20 protein-coding genes are annotated in these 17,358 nt (G+C 43.4%); 10 read left to right on the top strand and 10 right to left on the bottom strand.

The genetic code is table 11. The annotated features are described in order from the left end of the window. Positions 1 to 67 precede the first annotated feature (67 nt). Positions 68 to 334 carry a YihD family protein gene (locus BTO21_RS19645; RefSeq protein ID WP_045029723.1) on the bottom strand — a complete coding sequence of 89 codons (267 nt, stop codon included), beginning with the start codon at positions 332 to 334 and terminating at the stop codon, positions 68 to 70. 157 nt (positions 335 to 491) lie between these two features. Next, positions 492 to 692, bottom strand: coding sequence for a hypothetical protein (locus BTO21_RS19640; RefSeq protein ID WP_045029721.1), 201 nt, complete (start codon positions 690 to 692; stop codon positions 492 to 494). A 343-nt stretch (positions 693 to 1,035) separates the two neighbouring features. On the opposite strand from BTO21_RS19640, the gene BTO21_RS19635 reads away from it, so the two are divergent. Continuing rightward, positions 1,036 to 1,713, top strand: coding sequence for a FadR/GntR family transcriptional regulator (locus BTO21_RS19635; RefSeq protein WP_045029720.1), 678 nt, complete (start codon positions 1,036 to 1,038; stop codon positions 1,711 to 1,713). Positions 1,714 to 1,864: 151 nt separating this feature from the next. Next, positions 1,865 to 2,524: a PAQR family membrane homeostasis protein TrhA gene (trhA, locus tag BTO21_RS19630; RefSeq protein ID WP_045029718.1), complete on the top strand. Its 660-nt coding sequence runs from the start codon at positions 1,865 to 1,867 to the stop codon at positions 2,522 to 2,524. Positions 2,525 to 2,601: 77 nt separating this feature from the next. On the opposite strand, the gene BTO21_RS19625 is transcribed toward trhA, so the two are convergent. From BTO21_RS19625 to def, 5 genes are all read right to left on the bottom strand, one after another. Next, positions 2,602 to 4,047 (bottom strand): TrkH family potassium uptake protein, encoded by a 1,446-nt coding sequence (locus tag BTO21_RS19625; RefSeq protein ID WP_045029716.1) that lies wholly within the window; start codon positions 4,045 to 4,047, stop codon positions 2,602 to 2,604. Positions 4,048 to 4,053: 6 nt separating this feature from the next. Further along, positions 4,054 to 5,430 (bottom strand): Trk system potassium transporter TrkA, encoded by a 1,377-nt coding sequence (gene trkA, locus BTO21_RS19620; RefSeq protein ID WP_045029715.1) that lies wholly within the window; start codon positions 5,428 to 5,430, stop codon positions 4,054 to 4,056. A 126-nt stretch (positions 5,431 to 5,556) separates the two neighbouring features. Further along, the gene (gene rsmB, locus BTO21_RS19615) at positions 5,557 to 6,837 is read right to left on the bottom strand and encodes a 16S rRNA (cytosine(967)-C(5))-methyltransferase RsmB (RefSeq protein ID WP_045029713.1); all 1,281 of its coding nucleotides are present in this window, start codon (positions 6,835 to 6,837) and stop codon (positions 5,557 to 5,559) included. Positions 6,838 to 6,922: 85 nt separating this feature from the next. Further along, a complete protein-coding gene (gene fmt / locus BTO21_RS19610; protein WP_045029712.1) occupies positions 6,923 to 7,867 on the bottom strand; it encodes a methionyl-tRNA formyltransferase in 945 nt (314 codons plus the stop codon). Positions 7,868 to 7,891: 24 nt separating this feature from the next. Continuing rightward, on the bottom strand, positions 7,892 to 8,392 hold the full coding sequence (gene def, locus BTO21_RS19605; protein WP_045029710.1) for a peptide deformylase: 501 nt from the start codon (positions 8,390 to 8,392) through the stop codon (positions 7,892 to 7,894). Between the two features lie 348 nt (positions 8,393 to 8,740). On the opposite strand from def, the gene BTO21_RS19600 reads away from it, so the two are divergent. From BTO21_RS19600 to BTO21_RS19585, 4 genes are read left to right on the top strand one after another with little or no spacing between them, the layout of a single operon-like run. After that, the gene (locus BTO21_RS19600) at positions 8,741 to 9,811 is read left to right on the top strand and encodes a LysM peptidoglycan-binding domain-containing protein (RefSeq protein ID WP_045029709.1); all 1,071 of its coding nucleotides are present in this window, start codon (positions 8,741 to 8,743) and stop codon (positions 9,809 to 9,811) included. Between the two features lie 5 nt (positions 9,812 to 9,816). Further along, the gene (gene dprA / locus BTO21_RS19595) at positions 9,817 to 10,917 is read left to right on the top strand and encodes a DNA-processing protein DprA (protein WP_045029707.1); all 1,101 of its coding nucleotides are present in this window, start codon (positions 9,817 to 9,819) and stop codon (positions 10,915 to 10,917) included. A gap of 2 nt (positions 10,918 to 10,919) precedes the next feature. Beyond that, positions 10,920 to 11,393 carry a DUF494 family protein gene (locus BTO21_RS19590; RefSeq protein WP_045029705.1) on the top strand — a complete coding sequence of 158 codons (474 nt, stop codon included), beginning with the start codon at positions 10,920 to 10,922 and terminating at the stop codon, positions 11,391 to 11,393. 2 nt (positions 11,394 to 11,395) lie between these two features. Next, a complete protein-coding gene (locus tag BTO21_RS19585) occupies positions 11,396 to 11,956 on the top strand; it encodes a DNA topoisomerase family protein (RefSeq protein ID WP_045029704.1) in 561 nt (186 codons plus the stop codon). Positions 11,957 to 12,015: 59 nt separating this feature from the next. Here the strand turns inward: BTO21_RS19585 and BTO21_RS19580 are convergent, their stop codons facing one another. Beyond that, complete coding sequence (locus BTO21_RS19580; RefSeq protein ID WP_045029702.1) at positions 12,016 to 13,134, bottom strand: 5-(carboxyamino)imidazole ribonucleotide synthase; 1,119 nt, start codon at positions 13,132 to 13,134, stop codon at positions 12,016 to 12,018. Continuing rightward, complete coding sequence (purE, locus tag BTO21_RS19575) at positions 13,134 to 13,622, bottom strand: 5-(carboxyamino)imidazole ribonucleotide mutase (protein ID WP_045029700.1); 489 nt, start codon at positions 13,620 to 13,622, stop codon at positions 13,134 to 13,136. The genes BTO21_RS19580 and purE overlap by 1 nt, the downstream gene beginning before the upstream one ends. A gap of 195 nt (positions 13,623 to 13,817) precedes the next feature. Here purE and tsaC point away from each other — a divergent pair, with 195 nt between their 5' ends. The 4 genes from tsaC to BTO21_RS19555 all read left to right on the top strand — a co-directional run bounded on the left by tsaC (position 13,818) and on the right by BTO21_RS19555 (position 16,474). Continuing rightward, complete coding sequence (gene tsaC / locus BTO21_RS19570) at positions 13,818 to 14,375, top strand: L-threonylcarbamoyladenylate synthase type 1 TsaC (protein ID WP_045029699.1); 558 nt, start codon at positions 13,818 to 13,820, stop codon at positions 14,373 to 14,375. Between the two features lie 3 nt (positions 14,376 to 14,378). Further along, entirely contained in the window at positions 14,379 to 15,299 is a 921-nt protein-coding gene (gene hemF, locus BTO21_RS19565) for an oxygen-dependent coproporphyrinogen oxidase (protein WP_045029697.1), read from the top strand. 79 nt (positions 15,300 to 15,378) lie between these two features. Continuing rightward, the gene (gene aroE, locus BTO21_RS19560; protein WP_045029696.1) at positions 15,379 to 16,200 is read left to right on the top strand and encodes a shikimate dehydrogenase; all 822 of its coding nucleotides are present in this window, start codon (positions 15,379 to 15,381) and stop codon (positions 16,198 to 16,200) included. A 7-nt stretch (positions 16,201 to 16,207) separates the two neighbouring features. Next, positions 16,208 to 16,474 carry a DUF1488 family protein gene (locus BTO21_RS19555; RefSeq protein ID WP_045029694.1) on the top strand — a complete coding sequence of 89 codons (267 nt, stop codon included), beginning with the start codon at positions 16,208 to 16,210 and terminating at the stop codon, positions 16,472 to 16,474. A 23-nt stretch (positions 16,475 to 16,497) separates the two neighbouring features. Here BTO21_RS19555 and BTO21_RS19550 read toward each other — a convergent pair whose 3' ends face one another. Next, the gene (locus BTO21_RS19550; protein WP_045029692.1) at positions 16,498 to 17,037 is read right to left on the bottom strand and encodes a gamma carbonic anhydrase family protein; all 540 of its coding nucleotides are present in this window, start codon (positions 17,035 to 17,037) and stop codon (positions 16,498 to 16,500) included. Positions 17,038 to 17,358: the final 321 nt, after the last annotated feature.

Here is a 17,358-nt window from a genome sequence, read left to right as displayed (position 1 = left end):
CTATCAGGATTTTTAGGCAAAAAAAAGCCAGTTAGTGATAACTGGCTTCAGTAACAAGGTTAGATTGTTATTTAATAATGCCGCGCGCACGTAAAATAGCTGTTTTAAAGTCGTCTTCACAATCTTTAGCAAGGCCGGGGATCATGGCGTCTTTATCGCTATTGCGCATTTTTAAATGATAAATTAGCACATCATCTGTTAATGACTCTAGTGGGCCTTGGTATTTTGCTTCTGCAGCTAATTTTAGTAAGAACTCGACTAAGTTAAGCTCAGGATCTTTTTTCCACTCAGGATGCAGTAATTCAATCAGTTCATTAACGCGATGGGTTTTCATTGTTAACTCCGTAGCTTGGGCTGAATCAATCGTTATACGACTGTATTATCATTATTTTAGTGCCAATAAATTATAACAAACCCAGCTTGGTTTCAATGTATGTCTGTTGCAAACAGTCAGCTAATAAAAAAGCAGCCGTGGCTGCTTAAGATAACAATTAACGCTGTTGTTGTTGGCTGAGGTTGAGTTCAGGCGCAATCTGTTGCGACTTTAACTGCGCATCCTCGGTGGTTAAATGAATCTCGGTTGTTGCCGTTTTTTTAGTATTAACCTTAAACGGTAATGCGTGGGAGCTAGCACGGAAACGTGATGGACTACGAGGGGTACTTGCATACCTGACTGTGGATGCTGGGCGCATATTTCACCTATTGTCAGGCTCATCCATGGCCAAAAAAATTAAAAATATTTCTGAAGGGAAAATTCCCTACTGGGTAAAACCCATCCATCAGAATAGTGGTTGGTTGTTAACCAATTTGCGCGCAGGATAGCAATCTGATTATTAAAAGTCGAGCATAAAATAAGCAATAAAATGCTAATATTTAATTATTACGTTGTTTCTATGGTAACTATTGCAATCATTGACCCCTTGATGCACCGTGTCGTTTGGCCTTTATAGATAAAGGTGCCAATAATTATCGATATATAGGCATTACACTAGTTAGCCTAGCCAGTAAAACAACAGAGGCCTTGGGAGAGGATCTATGGATCAGGAGCAGCAACGTATTGTTGCCAATCGTAATTTGTCTTACCGATTAGCAGAGTCTATTGGTCGCCGTATTTTAATTGGCGATCCTGCACCTGGCGAAATTTTACCGGGCGAAGTTGAGTTAGGTGAAATGTATGGCGTAAGTCGTACCGCTGTCCGTGAGGCGATAAAAATGCTTGCGGCTAAAGGCATGGTATTGCCACGTCCGCGCATTGGTACACGGGTCATGCCGAAGAAAAATTGGAATTATCTTGATCAAGATTTGTTAGCTTGGTTAGATTTTGATGCTGATTCACAATTGATTGTTGAGTATCAAAAAGTACGTTTAACCCTCGAGCCAGAAGCGGCTGCATTAGCGGCTGTACATGCGACAGCAGAAGATCGACTTGAGTTCGAACAACTGATGCTGCAAATGCACCAGATGAAAGATAATTTTGATCAGGATCGTTGGGTTGAAATTGATACCCGTTTCCATCAATTAGTCTATTTTTCTTCTGGAAATCATTTTATTAGTCCGTTTGGTAATTTGTTTAAAGCAGTGTTTGAAAATTATTTTCGCGTCGTTACTCGAGAGCAAGTGATGCAACTTGACGTTCACCAACGGATTGTTGATGGTATTTTAAATCATGATTCAGATGCTGCTCGGCAAGCAACATTGGAATTATTACAATAGATTGCTAATGACGGAGCCGAATGGCTCCTTTTTTTTATCACCAATAAGCGTGTTATAAATTGACCAACAAAAGGTTGCTTAATTTAAGCTTACAAGTGTAAGCTCAAAAATAACATTTGTTAAATTAAGTGTCTTTTGGGATATATAAACCATGAATAATGTGATCAAACGTGAGTTAGGTTATTCAACGGCGGAAGAGGTCGCGAACAGTGTCAGTCATGGGCTTGGATTGTTATTTTCAGTCTTTGGTCTGTACTTACTGTTAGATAAAGCTTTTGCTTTACATGCGGATACGCTAAGTATTATCAGTTATTTTGTTTATGGCGTGAGTATGATTTTATTGTATCTCGCCTCGACGTTATACCATGCTATTCCAAGTGTGACGGCTAAAAAGCCGTTAAAGATCTTTGATCATTGTGCGATTTATTTATTAATCGCCGGCACCTATACCCCGTTTTTATTGATCGCTTTACGAACCCCATTAGCACTGGGGTTGATGGCGATATTATGGGGTTTAGCCTTGATAGGCATTGTCGCTAAAATTGTTTTTATTCACCGATTTAAGAAATTGTCATTATTTACTTATTTAGCGATGGGTTGGTCATCAGTGATTGTGATTTACCAATTAGCGATGTCATTAGCGCCTGGTGGATTAGTGTTATTGGCCCTCGGCGGGGTGATCTATTCGCTCGGGGTAGTGTTTTATGTCAATAAGCGCATTCCTTATAACCATGCGATTTGGCATTTGTTTGTTTTAGGTGGTTCAATTTGTCATTTTTGTGCGATTTATTTTTATATTAAGCCTCTATAAATCATGATAAAAATTGAATAAAACAAGAGAGCGCAATGCGCTCTCTTATTGTTTTTAACGTTTAAATTAATTTGGCATCAATCACGCCAAAAGGCTGGAGCAAAAACCACTAACACGGTTAATATTTCCAAGCGGCCCATTAGCATCCCTAAACTTAACGTCCATTTTGATAGATCTGGCAAGCTAGCAAAGTTACCTGTGGGGCCAATAATGGTTCCCATTCCCGGACCGACGTTAGCCACTGCAGTGACGGCGCCTGTAATACTGGTGATAGGGTCTAAACCTTGTAACGCTAACACTGAAGCAATCACAATAATGGTCATGATAAAAGTAAACACCAGTGCTACCACAGAACGGACGATGTCATCGGTTACGGGGCGGCCGTTATAGCGTTGAATGAACAATGCTGATGGGTGAATAGATTGCATGATGTGCTTACGTAATAGCGCAAAAGCTATTTGGAAGCGGAAGATTTTAATACCACCGCTGGTTGAACCAGAACAAGCACCGACCAGTAATGTGAATGCAAAAATAATGGTTGGTAATGGCCCCCAAGCGGTAAAGTCACCAAGACCAAAGCCGGTAGTGGTCACCACTGAGATAATATTAAAAAATGACAACCGCATCGCATCAAGTACTGAATAACCTTTATTAAAGATCAAACAGGCCGCAACAATTAAACTCGCCGTCACCACAAATAAGGTATAGCCCTTCACTTGAGCGTCACCAAATAAGGTGCGAGGATGGCGTTTTTTTAGTGCTTGGACAAACAATAAAAAAGGCAGTCCGCCAGCAAACATAAAGAAGGTTGCAACCCATTGTGCGCTGTGTGAAAAGTGATTCATTGAGCCGTCAGAAGTTGAATAACCACCGGTTGAAAGGGTTGTAAAAGCGTGGTTAATCGCATCAAAGGTATTCATGCCTGCCAGCATAAACGCAATGATACACAGCACGGTTAAAATCAAATAGACGTTGATGATATTTTTGGCAACGCTTTTGGTTCGCGGTGAACTTTTATCTGACCAGTCTGACGATTCTGTTTGGAACAGCCGCATTCCGCCGACATTGAGCATCGGTAAAATAGCCACCCCCATCACAATAAAGCCGACCCCGCCGAGCCATTGTAAGGTGGAGCGCCACAGTAGAATACTCGGTGCCATTTGATCGAGACCGCTTAATACCGTCGAACCGGTGGTAGTGATGCCTGACATGGTTTCAAAATACGCATCGGTAAAACTGATGTGATTAATAAACACAAACGGCAACGCCGCAAAGGCACTGGCAACAGTCCACACTAATGTCGTGATCAGGAACATATCCCGCACACTGAGCTTAAACTCATCGGTTTTACCGTAAGAAAGTAACAAAAATGCTACGGAGTGGGTGATAACCACTGCCGCTGCAAAATCCATGAAACCTTCGGTGCCAGTAAAAAAGGCCACTAAAGTGGGTACATACATAAACAGGGCTATTTTAGATAGCACCAGTCCGAGTACAAATAATATTGGACGTAAATTAACCATAAGCAGTTATAAAAAGAAGGGACTCGGTTGGAAAAGACGTTCAACGTCAGGAATATATTTCTTATCAACTAAGAACATAACCACATGATCATTTTGTTCAATCATGGTGCGATCGTGCGCAATAAGCACTTCTTCTCCTCGTACAACAGCACCAATGGTGGTGCCTGGAGGCAGTTTGATCTCACTGATAGCGCGGCCTACGACTTTAGAGGTGCTGGCATCACCATGAGCAATCGCTTCAATCGCTTCTGCCGCACCACGGCGTAGTGATGATACGTTAACGATATCAGCTTTACGAACATGGGTTAACAAAGCTGAAATTGTCGCTTGCTGAGGTGAAATTGCAATATCAATGGTGCCACCTTGGACCAAATCGACATACGCACCCCGTTGGATCAGCACCATTACTTTTTTGGCGCCTAAGCGTTTAGCCAGCATTGCCGACATGATATTGGCTTCATCATCATTGGTTACCGCAATAAACACATCAATTTGTTCGATGTGTTCTTCACTGAGTAATTCTTGATCTGAGGCGTCACCACAAAAGACGATGGTGTCTTGGAGCATTTCTGATAAATTCTCAGCACGTTGTTGATTGTGCTCGATTAGTTTAACGCTGTAATTTTTTTCTAACCGGCGAGCTAAACCTGCGCCGACATTACCACCACCGACAATCATTAACCGCTTATACGGTTTTTCTAGTCGTTGTAACTCGCTCATTACTGACCGAATATGATTACTGGCGGCAACAAAGAATACTTCATCATCGGCTTCAATAATGGTGGTGCCTTGGGGGCGAATTGGCTGACCTTGGCGGAATATTGCTGCTACGCGAGTATCAATGTGTGGCATGTGTTCGCGCAGTGCTGACAATGCGTTACCGACTAGAGGACCGCCATAATAGGCTTTTACTGCCACTAAACCGACTTTTTCTTCAGCAAAACTGACTACCTGTAATGCGCCTGGGTATTCGATTAAACGTTCAATGTAATCGGTAACCAATTCTTCCGGTGCAATAAGGTGATCAACGGGCACAGCATCTGATTGGAATAATTGATCTTTTTCGCGTAAGTATTCTGGCGAACGAATACGAGCAACCCGGTTAGGGGTGTTAAATAATGAGAACGCAATTTGACACGCGATCATGTTAGTTTCGTCAGAGTTGGTGACAGCAACTAACATATCGGCATCTTGCGCCCCAGCATCACGTAATGTTTGCGGGTGACTCGCGAAACCTTGCACAACCCGAAGGTCGTATTTATCTTGCAGTTCACGAAGACGGTCTGGGTTCTTATCAACGATAGTTATATCGTTATTCTCGCCAACAAGGTTTTCAGCAAGAGTGCCGCCAACTTGTCCAGCACCGAGAATGATGATTTTCATAGCCTATGCCTGATGAGTAATGCCAACCAACAGTCACTGTGCCATAAAATCGACAGTGAGTGGCATATAAAAGAGACTAAAAAGCGGAATCTTGAAGCCAAGTTCCGCTCTTGTTAGTGATTTATCTTAGTTTGCTTTGGTTAAGACCGCATAGTAGAAACCGTCCATAGCATCTTCGCCGGGTAAAATCTGGCGTCCCGGCGAGGCTGGATCGCTATCGATTAAGGTGGCGTCAGCAGTACGGTTTAAAAATGCGGTGACTTGATCACAGTTTTCTTGCGGTGTGATTGAGCAAGTCGCATAAACCAAAGTTCCCCCTGGTTTTAGTTGTAACCACATCGCATCAAAAATCTCAGCCTGTAGCAATGCCAGCGCAGCGATATCTTCGCCACGGCGTAACCACTTAATGTCAGGGTGACGACGAATAACACCCGTTGCTGAACAAGGTGCATCAAGTAAAATGCGATCAAACTTTTCGCCATCCCACCATTGTTCAGGGTAACGCGCATCAGCACATAAAACTTGGGCAGTAAGGTTTAAACGCTCAAGGTTTTCATGCACACGTTTAAGACGATTCTCGTCACAGTCAATCGCAACCACTTGTGCTGAGGGTACACGCTCCATGATATGCACTGTTTTACCACCTGGGGCGGCACAACAATCAAGAATTAACTCACCCGCTTGCGGTTGTAAATAATCAACCGCCAATTGTGCTGCGGCATCTTGTACCGATACCCAACCATCGCTAAAGCCCGGTAGTTTAGTGACATCGCACGGTGAAATTAAGCGTAATGCATCTGCCGCTTGTGGGTGTAATTCAGTCGCAATACCTTCAGCGTCTAATAAGGCGCGGTAAGTGTCACGATCATGATGGTGACTGTTTACTCGTAACCACATCGGTGCTTTGGTGTTATTAGCTTCACAGATGGCGGCGTAGTCATCAGGGTAACTCGCTTTAAGTAATTTCAATAACCAGCTTGGATGACCATATTTACCCGCGTCATGACTTACCGCTTGCTCATCAAGCGCGTCTTTTTGGCGTTGGTAGCTACGTAAAACGGCATTAATTAAACCACGTAACTGGGTTTTCTTAAGGGTTTTAGTGGCATCAACTGTTTCAGCAACCGCAGCATGAGCAGGAATGCGCATATAACCTAGTTGATATAAGCCAACTAAAATTAGATGATGGAAAACCCGTTGTTTACCTTTTAGAGGCTTATCCATTAATGCGTTCGTAATTGACTCTAATCGAGGTAGCCAGCGTAATACGCCGTAGCAGATTTCCTGCAATAAAGCGTGATCACGTTCTCTGATATCTTGCTGCGCTAACGGTAGCGCGGCAGACAATGACTGCCCTTGATCGACGACCTGATAAATTACTTTGGCCGCTGCGGCTCTTACATTCATAGCTGTTTCCTGAACGCCGTTGATGCTGGCGTTACGTGGTTAATCTGAAAAAGAAAAGCCAGTGACTTAACCCTGGCCTTGATGTTTAAAGTTGGTTACCGACTTGGAACCATTCTCGACGCGAGTTTAATAAATCCGCGGCTGACATGGCTTTTTTACCCGGTGGTTGCAGTGATAATAGGCGTAATGCGCCATTGGCTGTTGCGACCACAATACCGTGTTTATCGGCAGCTAAAATCGTACCTGGTTGTTGACCTTGGTTATCATCTTCTACACAGGTTTGCCATACTTTGATCGTTTGCTCAGCGACGGTAAAGTGGCTCATTGGCCATGGGTTAAATGCACGTACACAGCGCTCAATGGCTGTTGCGTCCATGGTCCAATCAATTTGGGCTTCTTCTTTGGTTAATTTTTTGGCGTAGTTTGCTTGGGCGTCATCTTGTTTGACCGCAACCGCAGTGCCATTCGCAATATTGGTTAAGCAATTAATCAGTGCATCAGGGCCAAGATCAGCCAGTTTGTCATACATAGTGGCACTGGTATCAGTGGCGGTAATCGGTAACGTCGTGACTTGTAGCATATCACCCGTATCAAGCCCGATATCCATTTGCATGATAGTAACGCCAGTTTCTTTATCACCCGCCCAAATTGAACGTTGAATCGGTGCCGCACCGCGCCAACGAGGCAAAATTGAGCCGTGAACATTGATACAACCTAGCGCTGGAGTATCAAGTACCTCTTGAGGTAATAATAAACCATAAGCGACCACAACCATGATGTCGGCATCAATGGCTGCTAGCTGTTGTTGTGCTTCAGCATTGCGTAATGACGCTGGTTGGAACACTGGAATATCGTGTTCTGAGGCGATATTTTTGACCGGACTTGCGGTGAGTTTTTTACCGCGACCTGCTGGGCGATCGGGTTGAGTGTAAACAGCAACAACCTGATGCTGTGAAGACAATAACGCCGCCAAATGACGGGCGGCGAAGTCAGGCGTACCTGCAAAAATAATGCGTAATGGTTTGCTCAAGATAACCTCGAATGGTGAATGTTGTTAGTGTGAACGTTTCAGTTTTTCTAATTTGCTTTTAATACGTTGACGCTTAAGTGGCGACAAGTAATCAACAAATAGCTTACCCGCTAGGTGATCCAGCTCGTGTTGAATACAAATAGCAAGTAGCTCATCGGCTTCAAAGGTGATCTTGTTGCCGTTACGATCTAATGCTGCAACAGTGATCGTTGCTGCGCGAGGTACAAAACCACGTGCAGTAGGGACAGAAAGGCAACCTTCTTCAATACCATCATCGCCATGGGCCGCAGTAATTTGAGGGTTGATCAGTACCATCGGTTGGTCACGTTGTTCAGAAACATCAATAACCACAATCTGTTGGTGGATATCAACTTGGGTTGCCGCCAGACCGATCCCTTCTTCTTCGTACATGGTTTCAAGCATGTCATCAATGATCTGCTGGGTTTGTGGCGTAATCGCTTCAACTGGCTTGGCTACAGTACGTAGACGGTCATCTGGAAAGACTAAAACTGACAATAGAGACATAAGGGCTCGAACTCGTTAACGGTTACTAGAAAGATACAGCGTTGTTGGTCTAATTCTAGTCATTTTAGCGTTCAAATAACAGTACCGAATGTGGGCGAGAGGCGCTAAGCAAAACTTGGTGAGCGAAATGCACTCGATGATGGCAAAAAAATTTAATGTTAGCTCTTAGCAAAGTTAAAGCTTCTTCGATGTAACAGCGGGGATTAAATAGTGACATAAGCCGAAAAGCATTGGCTGGTGATAGTTAAATAGTCGACATATCAAAGGGCTAATGCCAACCTCAGTCAATATGAGTGATTATTTTATTATCGCTAAGTCGCTATTTGTGCAATCGAAGGAACGGATCACATGAGGCAATGGATTATTATTGTTAGTTTTATTCTTTTTATGCCGTCGTTGGTTGCTGCACCACAACCCCTACTGAAAAAAAGTCATCCTGAGGTTTATGTGGTCAAAAAAGGTGACACCTTATGGGATATTTCGGCAGTATTTTTAAATAATCCTTGGTCGTGGCCACAGTTATGGCAAAAAAACAGCTATATAAAAAATCCACATTTAATTTATCCCGGTGATCGATTACATCTTATTTGGGTGAACGGTAAACCGCAGTTAAGTCTTAAAAAACACCTTAAATTATCGCCACAAATACGGGTTGTGCGTCAGCCTATTACCTCGTTACCCGGCTATTTAATGTTGGCATATGTCGCCCAAGATAAATTGATCAGTGCTGAAGCAATGACAACCCAACCCCAGATCCTTGGTACCAGTGAAGAACGCGGTTATCTGTCAATTGGTGACGTGTTGTGGGCAGATCAATCATTGGTTCCTACCAGTCAATGGCGCGTGTACCGCTTAGAACAAGATTTTATTCGCGCAGATAGCCAACAGCAAACCGAAAAAGCGGTTGTGAACGCTAAAATATCAACCCTGAAAGAAATTGCAGATGTCACGGTTATTACCAGTGATGGTGCGACGAGCCAATTGAAGGTTGATAGTTTTCAACAAGAGATTATTCCTAATGATATTTTATTACCTTTATTAGGCAGTGATACTGGCACTGATTTATCGTTCTCTCCGACGACGCCACCGGCATCGTTATCCGCAACCGTGTTAGGCCAGATAAGTGGTTACAGTTATATCTCTAATTACGATGTGGTGGTGTTAGATCGTGGTCATCTTGATGGCATGGTTGCAGGGCAAGTGTTTGAGTTATTTAAACCAGGCGCTGAAGTGCAGGGTAAAAAAGGTCAATACCATTATCAAGCCAGTACGCTATTAACCGACAGTACTCAATTAGGAACGGTTGCGGTGGCGCAAGCGATGGTATTACGTCCTTATGAATATTTTAGCTTAGCGGTCGTGCTTAATAATCACCAACCGTTTAAACCTGGAGTGGTTGCTCAAGCACCACGCTTATAGTGGTTATGACAGAAACAGAGCTTATTGCATGGTTACAACTTGCGGCTGTTCCCTCTCTCGGTGGCAGCCGTATTCAACGCTTGTTAGCTGATTCGACCCCACAACAATTAGCGGCAATGACGGTTGAACAATTACAGCAACGTGGTTTAACGGCAAAACAAATACAGGCTTTTTTACAGCCTAATCAATCACGGATCCAACAGGCATTAAAATGGCAACACGCTCCGCAACAACATATTTTGACCCTCACGTCACCCCATTACCCTCATCTATTGAAACAGATCGCTTCACCGCCACCGATATTATTTGTACGTGGTGATGTTGCCTGTTTAGGTGCGCCCCAAATCGCGGTTATTGGCAGTCGTTCGGCATCTATTGATGGGCGTGAATCCGCGTTTCATTTTTCAAAAGCTTTGGCGGCTAATCATTATGTGGTCACCAGTGGCTTAGCATTAGGAATTGATGGTCAGGCACATCAAGGGGCGTTGCAAGCCGGTGGATTAACGATTGCGGTATTAGGTTCTGGGCTTGATCAGGTTTATCCCGCACGGCATCGTTCATTGGCCGCTAGTATTGCAGAGCAAGGCGCGTTAGTGTCAGAGTTTTGGCCGCAAGAGCAGCCTCGTCCGCAAAATTTTCCGCGTCGCAATCGGGTTATCAGTGGCTTATCTGCTGGTGTATTAGTGATTGAGGCCGCGCAAAAAAGTGGTTCACTGATCACGGCGCGTTATGCTCTAGAGCAAGGACGAGAGGTTTTTGCGTTGCCAGGATCAATACATAATCCGGCCAGTCGTGGCTGTAATGCGCTGATTAAATCAGGTGCTAAACTGGTAGAAAGTCCTGCTGATATTTATGAAGAGGTAGGAAGTCTGACAGAATGTGCAATAAACAATCAAATAGGCGTGCCTTTAGCAACGAAGGAAAATGAAGAATTGCCATTTCCCGCTCTGTTGGCTAACGTAGGCACCGAAGCAACACCCGTAGATGTCGTTGCTGAACGCTGTAAACAACCCATCCACCAAATTTTACCGCAATTATTAGAATTAGAACTGTCTGGTTGGGTGACTGCAGTGCCCGGTGGTTATATCAGAACGAGGAGGGGCTAGTTATGATGGATATTCTTATGTATCTATTTGAAACCTACATTCAAAGCGAAGCAGAGTTGTTAGTGGATCAAGACGAACTCTCTGAGGAGCTTTTACGTGCTGGGTTTCATCAGGATGATATTTACAAGTCCTTAGAGTGGCTTGAAAAATTAGCTGCTTTACAAGAAACAGAACACACACCGTATGTTAACCATAGCGCGATAACATCAATGCGTATTTATACCGCTAACGAAATGTTACGGATGGATACTGCTTGTCGTGGCTTTTTACTTTATCTTGAGCAAATTGACGTACTAAATACTGATACTCGAGAAATGGTAATTGATCGCGTCATGGAGCTCGATACTCAAGAATTTATACTTGATGATCTAAAGTGGATTATTTTGATGGTGTTGTTTAACGCCCCTGGTAATGAAGCGGCTTATGATCAAGTGGAAGAATTATTATATGGCGCAGAAGATGGGGGTCTCCATTAATAATGACCACTGACAATACTCCCTTATTTTCAGCCCATGAACAGGCGTTACAGCATCAATCATGCCCGCAATGTGATGCTGAGTTAGTGATGCGTTTTGGTAAGCATGGTCCATTTTTAGGTTGTGGCCATTATCCTGAGTGTGATTATATTCAGCCGCTCAAACAAAATGATGGTCATATAGTTAAACAACTGGATATGCCGTGTCCTGAATGTGCGCAACCGTTGGTATTACGCCAAGGTCGTTATGGGATGTTTATTGGGTGTTCGACATACCCACAATGTAATTACCTTGCATCACCAGAAAAAAAATCGCAATCAACCCATATTGATTGTCCTGAGTGCCATCAAGGTCATTTAGTCGAGCGCCAATCACGCTATGGCAAACTGTTTTATGCGTGCGATAAATTTCCACAGTGCCGTTTTGCCGTTAATAATAAACCGGTAGTCGGTGTGTGCCAGCAGTGTGGTTTTGGATTGTTGCTAGAAAAGAAATTAGTCAGTGGTATTAAATTACAATGTGCTGATCGCAAATGTAATGCTTATCAAGACGCCGAAAAATAATAAATAGATAAAGAATATCTAAAAGCCTGCATTGTTGTGCAGGCTTTTTTTTGCGTTATTTAGCGAGGCAGGGCTGGAAAATATTGTTGCGGTAATAGTTGGCCTAACAACATTAATTGATATTGCAGTTGTTCTGGAGTGGCAGCGCAAACATTGATATGCCCCATTTTGCGTCCAGCTCGTTTTTCTTTGCCATACCAATGTACGTGGCAACTTTCTAATGCCAATACTGCCAGTGGCACGCTATCTTGACCTAAAATATTGATCATTGCGCTAGGGCGAATAAGCTCGGTGCCACCTAATGGTAAGTCGCAAACTGCTCGAAGATGGTTTTCAAATTGACAGGTTTCTGCCCCTTGCTGAGTCCAATGACCTGAGTTATGAACGCGAGGTGCAATTTCATTGACCAACAACTCACCATTAACGTCAAAAAACTCCAGTGCCAGCACACCAATGTAATTGAGTTGTTCCGCGACAGCCGTGAACATTTGCTGTGCTTGCTGCTGAAGTGCGGTGTCACCAACAATGGCAGTCGATAGACTAAGTACACCATCAGTATGTACATTTTCACTGAGGGTATAGGTTTTAATGTCGCCATTGGCATTTCGAGCACCAATCAAAGACACTTCACGATCAAAACCGATAAATTTCTCGGCCACAATTGCTTGGTGATCATTGGTTGCAATACAGTGTGCCATTTCAGCCCATACTGATTCAATCTGATCACTGGTTTTTAAGCGCCATTGACCTTTACCGTCATAACCACCAAGGGCAGTTTTTAATACCATCGGTAAACCCAGCGTGGTGATTGCTGCATCTAAATCAGCGCGAGTATGAATAATATGGTGTGGTGCATTAGCAACTTGCGCGAGATCCAATAAGGTTTTTTCGATGCGGCGATCGCCACCGGCTTTTATCGCGTCAGGATGAGGTCTAAATTTACCACTGGCGGCACAGAGCGTTAAAATCTCAGCGGGAATATGTTCAAATTCGGCGCTGATAACATCGACCGCGGCAATTGCTTCAATCAGTGATAATGATTGGCACTGTTGGGTTAATGGATGTACAACATTAGTGGTAATAACATCGTAGGCGATAATGTTTATATTAAGCGGTGCACCTGCTAATGCCATCATTCGTGCCAGTTGCCCAGCACCAAGTACCAGTACCTGTTTCATCATGCATCCTCTGCTGGATTAGGATTATCAAGTACGGTATCGGTTTGCTGTTGACGGAAAGCTTCAACGGCAGCTAAAACATCAGGATTATGGATCGCAATAATTTGAGCGGCTAATAAACCCGCGTTAGCAGCACCTGCTTCACCAATGGCAAGCGTACCAACAGCAATCCCTTTTGGCATTTGTACAATTGATAATAGTGAGTCCATGCCTTTTAATGCACGTGATTGAATCGGAACACCAAGTACAGGCAAACTGGTAAACGCTGCTGTCATTCCTGGTAAATGTGCCGCGCCGCCAGCGCCAGCAATAATCACACTAATGCCACGACTGCGGGCTGTTTCAGCGTACTCAGCTAATAGGTGAGGAGTACGGTGGGCTGAAACCACTTTAGTTTCGTAGGCAACATTGAAGCGTTCTAGCATTTCCGCTGCATGTTGCATGGTTGGCCAATCAGATTTTGATCCCATGATAATTCCAACTTTCATTCCGATCTCCTATAGGTAATGAACGACTAAAGTGTAATTTACGCCATTATACGGTGATTTACCCCAAAGGAAAACGTTTGCGTAGGGAAAGTTACGCTATGATTAACCTTAAATGGTGTTGTTAAGCATGTGTCGGTAGAATGATTATCATAACTAAAAATAAAATATCAGCTGAATTAAAGAGTAGAGGAATTCGTGGCAAATATTACGCAAGTGGTTACAGCATTAGAGCAAGGTCAAGTGGTTGGTTATCCAACAGAAGCAGTATTTGGTGTCGGTTGTGATCCTGATAATCAACAGGCAGTGAATAAATTATTAGCATTAAAACAACGCCCAGTAGAAAAAGGCTTAATTTTAATTGCCGCTGATTATGAACAGTTGCTGCCTTATATTGATGACAGTCAGTTAACGCCACAGCAGAAACAAACAGTTTTAGCTTCATGGCCAGGGCCTGTCACGTGGGTAATGCCAACCAAATCGAATGTCCCTGCTTTTTTAACCGGGCAATTTACCACGATCGCCGTACGTGTCACTGATCATCCGTTAGTACAACAATTATGTCGTCAGTTTGGTAAACCATTAACCTCAACCAGTGCGAATTTAACCGGGCTTGAACCTGGGCGAACGGTGGCGGATGTTGAACTGCAGCTTGGGGATAAATTAGCCGCGATACTTGAGGGTGAAACCGGAGGACGTACTAATCCTTCACAAATTCGAGATGCCCAAACGGGTAATATTTTCCGTCAGGGGTAACTAATGACTGATCGTGAACAAATTGAGATTAATAAGCACGCTGTAAAAACCTTCTTACTTCAACTTCAAGACAGCATTTGCCAAGCATTAGCACAACAAGAGAGTGGTGCTGAGTTTGAACAAGATCAATGGCAACGTGAGCAAGGTGGTGGCGGTCGTAGTCGAGTATTACGTAATGGTTCGGTGTTTGAACAAGCAGGCGTTAACTTTTCTCATGTTTATGGTGATGAGATGCCGGCTTCTGCAACCGCGCATCGACCGGAACTTGCGGGTCGACGTTTTGAGGCGATGGGGGTGTCATTAGTGATCCACCCTAATAACCCATATGTGCCGACATCCCATGCAAATGTACGTTTTTTCATTGCAGAAAAAGACGGTGAAGCGCCGGTATGGTGGTTTGGTGGTGGGTTTGATTTAACTCCGTTTTACCCGTTTGATGACGATTGTCAGCATTGGCATGATACTGCGAAAGCGATTTGTGCGCCGTTTGGTGACGATGTCTATCCACAGCATAAAGCATGGTGTGATAAATATTTCTTTTTACCCCATCGTGATGAAACCCGTGGTATTGGTGGGCTGTTTTTTGATGATCTCAACCAATGGGGTTTTGAAAAATGCTTTGCTTATACCCAAGCTGTCGGTAATGGTTTTATTGATGCTTATGTGCCGATTGTCGCGCGTCGACATCCATTGCCTTATAGCGAACGCGAGCGTGAATTTCAGCTTTATCGTCGTGGTCGTTATGTTGAATTTAACTTAGTTTATGATCGCGGTACTTTATTTGGTTTACAGAGTGGCGGTCGTACCGAATCAATATTAATGTCAATGCCGCCATTGGCGCGCTGGGAATATTGCTATCAACCCGGCCCTGATTCTGCAGAAGCGCGTTTGAGTCGTGATTACCTTCATCCTCGTGAATGGTAAATCGGTATCAGCAATGTTTGGCAGTTATTCCATCCAGTGGTAGGGTCGATATGCGGCCCTTTTATTTGAGTAATGGACTATGGACAAATATATCGTGGTGGGTAATCCCATCAATCACAGTAAATCTCCTTTTATTCACACCCTCTTTGCCCGTCAAACTTGTCAGAAGATGGAATACCGTAGTCAGCTAGTGGCACTCGATGGTTTTGTCACAGCCATGGATGCTTTTTTTACTGATGGTGGTAAAGGCTGCAATATTACGGTGCCGTTTAAAGAGCAAGCCTTTGAATACGCGACCCAACTTACGCAACGGGCTCAATTAGCGGGCGCAGTAAATACGCTAAAACGCTTAGATGATGGCGGTATCTTAGGTGATAACACCGATGGCGAAGGCTTGGTGCAAGATTTATTGCAACAACAGGTCGCACTGAAAGATAAACGTATTTTATTAATCGGTGCTGGCGGTGCTGCACGAGGGGTGATTCTGCCTTTATTAGCTCAGCAGCCACAGACACTCATTATAAGTAATCGCACTTTGACCAAAGCCCAACAATTAGCTTCTTTATTTGCTGAATATGGTGATGTTGAAGCGTTATCTTTTGATGAATTAGGTGAACAGACTTTTGATGTGGTCATTAATTCAACATCAGCGAGTTTGAGTGGCAATGTCCCTGCTGTACCAGCATCGATTGTTGATCAGCATACTTGTTGTTATGACATGGTCTACGGCTCAACGATGACGGCATTTAATCTATGGGCCCAACAACAAAATGCGCTTAAAACAATTGATGGCTTAGGAATGTTAGTCGGACAAGCCGCAGAGAGTTTTATGTTGTGGCGAGGGGTGCATCCAGAAGCCAAACAAGTGCAACATGAATTAAGACGACTTCTACAAGAGTAAAAATCACATGAACCAAAATATATTATTTACTGATATTCAAACTTGGCACTCAGATCAACAAGCGATTCACTTTTCAGCTCAGCAAGGTGGTGCGCTGATTAATTGTTGGTTGCCATTATCATGGTTACAACAACAAAGTGGTCAAGTGCTATCTATGCCAGAAGACGTCATCGCGACCTTTATTGAATATCGGTTTGATATTGAAGATATCGCCGAAGCCATGATTGAAAATGAAGATTTTAATGATAATGGCGATATTGTCATTAATGAATAATATCGCTATTACCGTGATCATGGTTAACCCTGCGTAAGGTATTCATCTTTTAGACGCACATAATTGGCTGCTGATTGTGATAATGACATTAACTCTGGCGCCGTTAATGGACGCATTTGTTTGACTGGGCTTCCTATATAAAGGAAGCCAGAACAAAGCTGCTTCTTTGGTGGTACTAAACTGCCCGCACCGATAATGACATCATGTTCAATAATGGCACCATCGAGAATAATGGTGCCCATTCCAACCAGTACTCGGTCTTCAATTTTGCAACCATGTAACATCGCTTTATGACCAATAGTAACGTCATCACCAATAATGAGGGGATAACCGTCAGGATTCGCTGCGCTGATTCGGCTAACGTGAAGTATTGAGCCATCTTGAATATTAGTGCGTTGACCAATATGAATATGATTAACATCCCCACGCGCAACAACCAAAGGCCATAAACTACTGTCTGCTCCGATGTGAACCTTACCGATAACCACCGCAGTGGTATCTATATAGACATTGTTCGCCAGTTGCGGCTGGTGGTTTTGATAATGGCGGAGAAGGAATGACATAAGACGGCTTATCTGAACGAAGTTATTCTTCCACCATAACGAAACATTCGTGTGATTAACAACCAAAACATTGGTGGTTGATCGTTATTTGGACGTTCGGGCAAATATGACAAATTTATTGCAATTTAGCCCTTGCTAATGTGATCGAACTCTCTATACTACGACCTCACTGACACGGAGCAAGCCATTGGCTAGCAACGAAATCAGGATGTTCTTTAACAATTTGACCATGCAATCTGTGTGGGCACTCACTGAATAGTTAAGTCGAAAGATTTATCAATAAACTGAGTGACCAATACAAAATAGCGCAAGTTATTTTGA

The sequence above is a fragment of the Photobacterium phosphoreum genome, assembly GCF_002954725.1.
GTDB classification, from domain to species: Bacteria; Pseudomonadota; Gammaproteobacteria; order Enterobacterales; family Vibrionaceae; genus Photobacterium; species Photobacterium phosphoreum.
This window is presented reverse-complemented; position numbering and strand designations above follow the sequence as displayed.